This is a genomic window from Microbacterium sp. ISL-103 (assembly GCF_018613995.1).
Taxonomy (GTDB): domain Bacteria; phylum Actinomycetota; class Actinomycetes; order Actinomycetales; family Microbacteriaceae; genus Microbacterium.
Genome location: NZ_JAGGPD010000402.1, coordinates 1 through 7,713, shown reverse-complemented (window position 1 = coordinate 7,713; position 7,713 = coordinate 1). Strand labels below are relative to the sequence as shown.

At 71.9% G+C, this 7,713-nt stretch carries 5 protein-coding genes; 3 read left to right on the top strand and 2 right to left on the bottom strand.

Annotated elements, in window-relative coordinates; translation table 11 throughout:
• Positions 1-1,516 (top strand): FAD-dependent oxidoreductase (locus J7E68_RS14490; protein ID WP_251049016.1); only part of this gene is annotated, 1,516 nt, incomplete at its 5' end.
• Entirely contained in the window at positions 1,513-3,582 is a 2,070-nt protein-coding gene (locus J7E68_RS14485; RefSeq protein ID WP_215173702.1) for a molybdopterin oxidoreductase family protein, read from the top strand. The genes J7E68_RS14490 and J7E68_RS14485, both read left to right, overlap by 4 nt.
• Before the next feature lie 45 nt (positions 3,583-3,627).
• On the opposite strand, the gene pheA is transcribed toward J7E68_RS14485, so the two are convergent.
• On the bottom strand, positions 3,628-4,578 hold the full coding sequence (gene pheA / locus J7E68_RS14480) for a prephenate dehydratase (RefSeq protein WP_215173700.1): 951 nt from the start codon (positions 4,576-4,578) through the stop codon (positions 3,628-3,630).
• Between the two features lie 62 nt (positions 4,579-4,640).
• Here pheA and pgm point away from each other — a divergent pair, with 62 nt between their 5' ends.
• Entirely contained in the window at positions 4,641-6,284 is a 1,644-nt protein-coding gene (gene pgm / locus J7E68_RS14475; RefSeq protein ID WP_215173698.1) for a phosphoglucomutase (alpha-D-glucose-1,6-bisphosphate-dependent), read from the top strand.
• Between the two features lie 233 nt (positions 6,285-6,517).
• On the opposite strand, the gene J7E68_RS14470 is transcribed toward pgm, so the two are convergent.
• Complete coding sequence (locus tag J7E68_RS14470; protein ID WP_215173696.1) at positions 6,518-7,618, bottom strand: glycerate kinase; 1,101 nt, start codon at positions 7,616-7,618, stop codon at positions 6,518-6,520.
• Positions 7,619-7,713 lie beyond the last annotated feature (95 nt).

Genomic DNA, 7,713 nt, shown 5'->3' with positions numbered 1-7,713 from the left:
GGGTCCGGGCGGCATCCGGTTCGCCGAAGAGCTCCTGCCGCTGGTCTCCGGCGGGCAGGCGACGGTGACCGTGCTGGGCGCCGAAACGGCGGATCCATACAACCGGGTGCTGATCGCCGAGCTCGCGGTGGGCGAGGCGACGGCCGCGGAACTGACTCTGGCGACGGCATCCTCGCTTCCCGGGGTGGATCTGCGCCTGGGCGCTCGGGTCGAACGCATCGACCGAGACGCGCAGCGCGTGCTGCTCGCCGACGGATCCGAGGTGGGTTACGACAGGCTCGTGCTCGCGACCGGGGCGCGGCCGCTCATCCCGTCGCTCGAGGGCCTCGAGACGCTCGGCCCCGACGGCACGGGTCTCGACACGAGCCTCACTGCCGGTGTCTGCGTGCTGCGGGATCTGTCGGATGCCGAGCAGGTGCGCGCCGTGGTCGAGCGCGGCGGCCGAGTCGTGGTGCTCGGCGCCGGTGTGCTCGGGATCGAACTCGCGATGCTGCTGGCCGACGCCGGCGCCGTGCCGTCTGTCGCCCACTTCGGCCCGATGCCCATGCCGCGCCAGCTCGACCGCGGCTCGGCATCGATCCTCTCGACCGCACTGGCCTCCGCCGGTGTCACGCTCGTGCCGCACACCCGCGCCGAAGGCGTGATCGGGGTCGAAGGTGACGACGGCGTCCGCCGGTTCCGTGCCCTCGCGAGCTCCGACGGCAAGCGCATCGAGGGCGACCTGCTCGTGCTCTCGTGCGGCGTCAGAGCCCGCACCGAACTCGCCGAGGCCGCAGGTCTTCGCGTGGGCAACGGCGTGCTCGTCGACAGCTCGCTGCGGTCGTGGTCGGATCCGCGCATCCATGCGATCGGCGACTGCGCGCATGCCGCCGACCCCACAGACCACCTGCACGAAAGACAGGTGCCGGGTGGCCCGCACGGCCTGGTCGGGCCGGGCTGGCGTCAGGCCAGCTGGCTCGCCGCGGCGATCGCCGCCGAGCTCAGCGGCGCCGACGACGATGCGGGCGCGTTCGCCGACGAGCAGCCCGGGGTCGTCGTGCTCAAGGGCGAACTGGTCGACATCGCGTCGGCCGGCGATGTGTCGGCCGATCCGTTCGCGCCCGTTCCGGCCGGGGAAGACGCCCCCGGCATCGCGGTGTGGGCCGATCCCGAACACGGCACATACGTGAAGATGGCGACGCGCGACGGCATCCTCACCGGATTCGTGGCGGTCGGCATGCCGCGGGCCGCCGCCGAGCTGAGCGTGCTGTATCTGCGGGCCGGCGAGCTGCCCGCCGACCGATCGCTGCTTCTGCGTCTCGACGATCCCGATGCCGACGCGGTGGCACCCGCCGGCCGCGACGCCACCCTCTGCATCTGCAACGCCGTCACCGTCGGGCAGATCGACGACGCGATCGACGACGGATGCGGATCGGTCGCAGAGATCGGCGCATGCACACGCGCCGGAACCGGATGCGGAGGATGCCGCGCACGCATCACCGAGCTGCTGCACGCGCACGTGGGAGCCGTCGCATGACCGACACCCACTGCCCCTACTGCGCACTGCAGTGCGCGATGACTCTCACCCCCACGATCGGCGATGCGCTGCCGGTGGCCGTCGCCGGCCGCGACTTCCCCACCAACCGCGGGGGCCTGTGCAAGAAGGGCTGGACCTCGGCCGAGCTGCCCGCCGACACCGGGCGCCTGACCACTCCGCTCGTGCGAGGCGACGACGGCGAACTGCATCCGGCCGACTGGGACACGACGCTCGACCTGATCGCCGCGCACCTGCGCCGGATCGCAGACGAAGACGGAGCCGACGCGATCGGCGTCTTCGGCGGGGGCGGCCTCACGAACGAGAAGGCCTACCAGCTCGGCAAGTTCGCCCGGATCGCCCTGCGCACCTCGCGCATCGACTACAACGGGCGCTTCTGCATGTCGTCGGCCGCGGCCGCCGCGAACCGCTCGTTCGGCATCGACCGCGGCCTGCCGTTCCCCCTGACCGACCTCGACACGGCCGAGACCGTCCTACTGCTGGGCTCGAACGTCGGCGACACGATGCCCCCGTTCGTCTCTCACCTGCAGGGCGCCAGGGCGCGCGGCGGCCTCATCGTGGTCGACCCGCGCCGCAGCTCGACGGCGCGGCTGTGCGCCGACGGCGCCGGCATCCACGTGCAGCCCGTGCCCGGCACCGACCTCGCGCTGCTGCTCGCCCTGACCCACGTCGTGATCGCCGAGGAGCTGTTCGACTCCGGCTACGTGCGACAGCGCACCTCGGGCATCGATGCGCTGCGCCAGTCGGTCGCGGCCTGGTGGCCCGAACGCGCCGAGACCGTCACGGGGGTGCCGGCGCGCAGCATCCGTGATCTCGCGCGCACCCTGGCGCGCTCCGACTCGACGTACATCCTCACCGGGCGCGGGGTCGAGCAGCACGTCGACGGCACCGACACCGCGACCGCGGCCATCAACCTCGCCCTGCTGCTGGGATTGCCCGGCACCCCGGGCTGCGGCTACGGCACCCTCACCGGGCAGGGCAACGGGCAGGGCGGGCGCGAGCACGGCCAGAAGGCCGACCAGCTTCCCGGCTATCAGTCGATCACCGACCCGGCCGCCCGCGCCTCGGTCGCGGCGGTGTGGGGCGTCGACCCCGACGACCTGCCCGGCCCCGGCGTGCCCGCCGTCGAGCTGCTGCAGAGCGCCGGGCTGCCCGGTGGCGTGCGCGCGCTGCTCGTGCACGGCTCGAACGTCTTCGTCTCGGCACCGAACGTCTCCACAGTGCGCGAGGCGCTCGGCCGGCTCGACCTGCTCGTCGTGTCGGACTTCTTCCTCTCGGAGACCGCGAAGGCCGCCGACATCGTGCTGCCCGTGCTGCAGTGGGCCGAGGAGGAGGGCACGATGACCAACCTCGAAGGGCGGGTGCTGCGCCGCCGTCGAGCCGTCGACGCCCCCGCCGGAGCCCGCAGCGAGCTCTGGATCATGGCCGAGCTCGCCCGTCGCCTCGACGCGCCCGGCACCTGGAGCCTCGACCCGTCAGAGGTGTTCGACGAGCTCGCCCGGGCGTCTGCCGGGGGCCGCGCCGACTATTCGGGCCTCAGCCATGCACTGCTCGACCTCGGCATCGAGGCGCACTGGCCCTTCCCCGTGGGCAGCCTCGGGACCCCGCGCCTGTTCGCCGACCGGTTCGCCCATGCAGACGGGCGCGCGAAGCTCGTGGCGGTGCGCGCCCGCACCCATCCCACCGCGAGCGGCGACCGACTCAACCTCGTCACCGGACGCCTGCTCGAGCAGTATCAGAGCGGCGCGCAGACCCGCCGCATCCCCGAGCTCACCGAGAAGCGGCCCGCGCTCGTCGCGCAGCTGCACCCCGCCACGGCACGCCGGCACGGGATCGGCGAGGGCGACGGCATCCGCATCTCGAACTCCCGCGGCGCACTGCAGGCGCGGGCCGAACTGACGCACGACATCAGGCCCGACACGGTGTTCCTGCCGTTCCACTACGCGGATGCCGAGAGCGCCAATCTGCTCACCAGCGACCAGGTCGATCCGCACTCGGCGATGCCCGAGTTCAAGCGGGCGCTCGTGCAGGTCAGCGCCGCGGTCTGAATCCGCGCGCTGCGTGCCCGTCTCAGGCTTCTGCGCGCGCCTGGGTCACGCCTCGGGTTCGCCCGAGAGGATGCCGCGCAGCCAATCGCGCGCTTCGACGAAGATGTCGTCGGAGTAGCGCTCGGGGTACTGCACGATCTGCCGGTCGGCCCGCGGGTACGACCCGAGGAACACGACGCGGGGGCTGAAGCGGCGGATGCCGAGCAGGGCGTCGGCCATGCGCTCGTGCTCGATGTGCCCGTCGGCGTCGAGCACGAATCGGTAGCGGCCGAGCTCGTCGCCGATCGGACGCGACTGGATCAGCGAGAGGTTGATGCCGCGGGTCGAGAACTGCTCGAGCATCTCGAGGAGCGAACCCGGGTGATCGTTGGGCAGTTCGACGATCAGCGAGGTCTTGTCGGCGCCGGTCGGAGCCGGTGCCGTGGTGGTGCGGGTGACGAGCACGAAGCGCGTGACGGCCTGGGCGTTGTCGCCGATGTCCTCGGCCAGCACGTCGACGTCGAGGTGCTTCACGACGCCGGGGGCTGCGATGGCCGCCTGCGCGGGAAGACCGCCGTCGAGCATGCCGATCGCCGATGCCACGTTGCTCGCCGCCGGCACGTGCGAGTGCGTCGGCAGATGCTCGCCGAGCCAGGAGTGGCACTGCGCGTAGGCGACGGGGTGCGCGGCGATCACCTGCACGTCGGCCAACGTGGTGCCCCGGGGAGCCACGAGCACGAAGTTCACCGGCACCAGGTACTCGCCGACGATCCGCAGGCCGGGCAGCGTCGCCAGAGCATCCTGCGTGGTCGAGACGCCGCCCTCGACGGAGTTCTCGATCGCGATCATCGCCGCGTCGCTGCGCCCCTCGAGCACGTCGGCGAGAGCCTCGCCGACATTGTGCACGGCACGCCAGTCCTGTCCGCGCGCCTCGGCGACCTGTTCGAGCGCCGCTTCGGTGAACGTTCCGGCAGGGCCGAGATAGCTGTAGGTGCGGCGTTCAGTCACGCGTTTCACCTTAGGGCAACTCCGAGCCCTCAGAAGATGCGCGGATGCCGAGATGGGGGCAGACTGTCTGCATGACGAGCCGTGCCGGTCTACCAGCCGAAGAATCAGATCTGATCGATGTCGACGAGCTGATCGCCGCGTACTACGATCGCGTTCCCGACCCCGGCGTCGCCGCCGAGCGGGTCGCGTTCGGCACGAGCGGCCACCGCGGCTCGTCGCTGACGAAGAGCTTCAACGAGAACCACATCCTCGCCACGACCCAGGCGATCGTCGACTACCGCGCGAGCCAGGGCATCACGGGTCCGCTCTTCCTCGGCCGCGACACCCACGCCCTCTCGCTGCCCGCCGAGCGCAGCGCCATCGAGGTGCTCGTCGCGAACGGCGTCGACGTCCGTGTCGACTCGCGCGACGCGTGGGTGCCGACGCCCGCGCTCAGCCACGCGATCCTCACCTTCAACCGCGATCTCGCACCGGATGCCGCGGGCCGCGCCGACGGCATCGTCGTCACCCCCTCTCACAACCCGCCCCGCGACGGCGGCTTCAAGTACAACCCGCCGCACGGCGGACCTGCCGACACCGATGCGACCGGCTGGATCGCCGACCGCGCCAACGAGCTGATCGCCGCGGGCCTCGTCGACGTCAAGCGCGAGCGGTTCGCCGACATCGACTGGGATGCCCTGCCGGGCTACGACTTCCGTGACGCCTACGTGCGCGACCTCGCGACGATCATCGACTTCGACGCGATCCGCACGGCCGGGGTGCGCATCGGCGCCGACCCGCTGGGCGGCGCATCCGTCGAGTACTGGGCGCTCATCAAAGAGGTGCACGACCTCGACCTGACCGTCGTGAACCCCGAGGTCGACCCGACCTGGCGCTTCATGACGCTCGACTGGGACGAGAAGATCCGCATGGATCCGTCATCCCCGTCGGCGATGGCCTCGCTCGTCGCCAAGAAGGGCGACTACGACGTGCTCACCGGCAACGACGCGGATGCCGACCGCCACGGCATCGTCACCCCCGACGCCGGGCTGATGAACCCGAACCACTACCTGGCCGTCGCGATCGACTACCTGTTCTCGCACCGCGCCGAGTGGCCGCGCGACGCCGCGATCGGCAAGACCCTCGTCTCGTCGATGATCATCGACCGCGTCGCCGAGTCACTCGGACGCCGCCTGCTCGAGGTGCCGGTCGGCTTCAAGTGGTTCGTGCCCGGCCTGCTCGACGGCTCGGTGGCGTTCGGCGGCGAGGAATCGGCCGGAGCGTCGTTCCTGCGCAAGGACGGCACCGTCTGGTCGACCGACAAGGACGGCATCCTGCTGTGCCTGCTCGCGGCCGAGATCATCGCCGTGACCGGCAAGACCCCGTCGGAGCGCTATGCCGAGCTCGAGCAGGCGTTCGGATCGTCGGCCTACCAGCGGGTCGACGCCCCGGCGACGCCCGCGCAGAAGGCGACGCTGGGCAAGCTGGCCCCGGATGCCGTCTCGGCGACGACCCTCGCCGGTGAGGAGATCACCGCCAAGCTGTCGCACGCTCCCGGGAACGGTGCGGCGCTCGGCGGCCTCAAGGTGCAGACCGAGCACGCCTGGTTCGCGGCCCGCCCTTCTGGCACGGAAGACGTCTACAAGCTGTACGCCGAGAGCCTGCGCGGCCCCGAGCATCTCGCCGCGGTGCAGGCCGAGGCCCGCGCCGTCGTGTGGGCCGCCCTCGGCGGCTGAGGCGCCCGCCCTTCGGTCTGACTTCTGCCCCCGCACGTCGCGCGTGTGGGGGCAGAAGTGTGTCGTCAAGAACCATCCGGACCGCGATCTCGGATGCGTTTCTGACCACCGCAGGGCGAGGTTTCGCGCTACCCGGGACCGCACAGACGTGCGTGGTCGAAGAACCACCGGAAACCGCGATCTCGGATGCGTTTGTGACCACCGCAGGGCCGGGTGGGCTGCAGGCGGCGGGGTCAGACCGAGCGGGCGAGCAGCGCTCCGGCCTCACGCAACCAGCGGGCGGGTTCGGCGAGCGCGGCGTCCGATGATCCGGCGATCTCGGTGAGCGATGCGGATGCCGCGAAAAGCGCGGTGTCGGAGTCGGCCGTGATACGCCCCGCCGCGAGCAGGGTCGTGGCGCCGGTCGCGGCGGCGAGGCCCGCGATGAACGAGGGGACCTTGCCGTCTCCGGACTGACCGTCGTACGACCCTTCACCCGTGATGACGATGTCGGCGTCGGCGATCGCATCCGCGAGTCCGATGAGCTCGGCCACTTCCGCTGCGCCGGGCGCCAGCGTCGCACCCCACACCACCAGCGCGCCGCCGGTGCCGCCTGCTGCACCGCTGCCGGGCAGGGCGGGGTCGAGCGAGAGCAGGTCGGCGAGTCGGGCCAGCTCGGCATCCACCTGCGGGATGTCGGTGCCGGTGAGGCCCTTCTGCGGGCCGAACACCGCGGCGGCTCCGCGGTGGCCGACGAGCGGATTCGTGACGTCGGTGAGCACGCGCACGTGCGGCGGGGTGCGCAGGGCGCTGAGGTCGACCGACGCGATGTCTGCGAGTCCTCGGGCGCCGGGAGCGACCGACGCACCGGAGTCGTCGACGAATCGGGCACCGAGTGCCGACAGCATCCCGGTGCCGCCGTCGGTCGATGCGCTCGAGCCGATGCCGACCACCAGCCGCGTGATTCCGTGGTCGAGGGCAGCGGCGATCGCCTGGCCGAAGCCGGTGGTGTCGGCGTGCCACGGGCGCAGCTCATCGAGCAGCTCGATGCCCGACGTCGAGGCGAGGTCGACGACCGCGGTGCCACCGGGGGCCTCCGCCGAGGGCGGCAGCAGCAGCCAGCTCGTCTCGACCGGCACTCCGGCGGGACCATCGACGACGACGGGCATCCAGCGGGCACCGGCGACCGCTGCGGCGAACGCGGCGACGGTTCCCTCTCCGCCGTCGGCCATCGGGCGGTGCACGAAGTCGGCGGCGGGGTCGACCGACGCCCACCCCTCGGCGAGGGATGCCGCAGCATCCGCCGCCGTGATCGTGCCCTTGAAGCTGTCGGGGGCCAGGACCACGCGGGTCATGCGAGGCCCGGGGTGCTCGCTCGGACGATGACCTCGAGCGGCAGCGGCGCCTGCTGCCAATCGGCGTCGACGGTCGCCCGGAAGGCCTGGTAGCC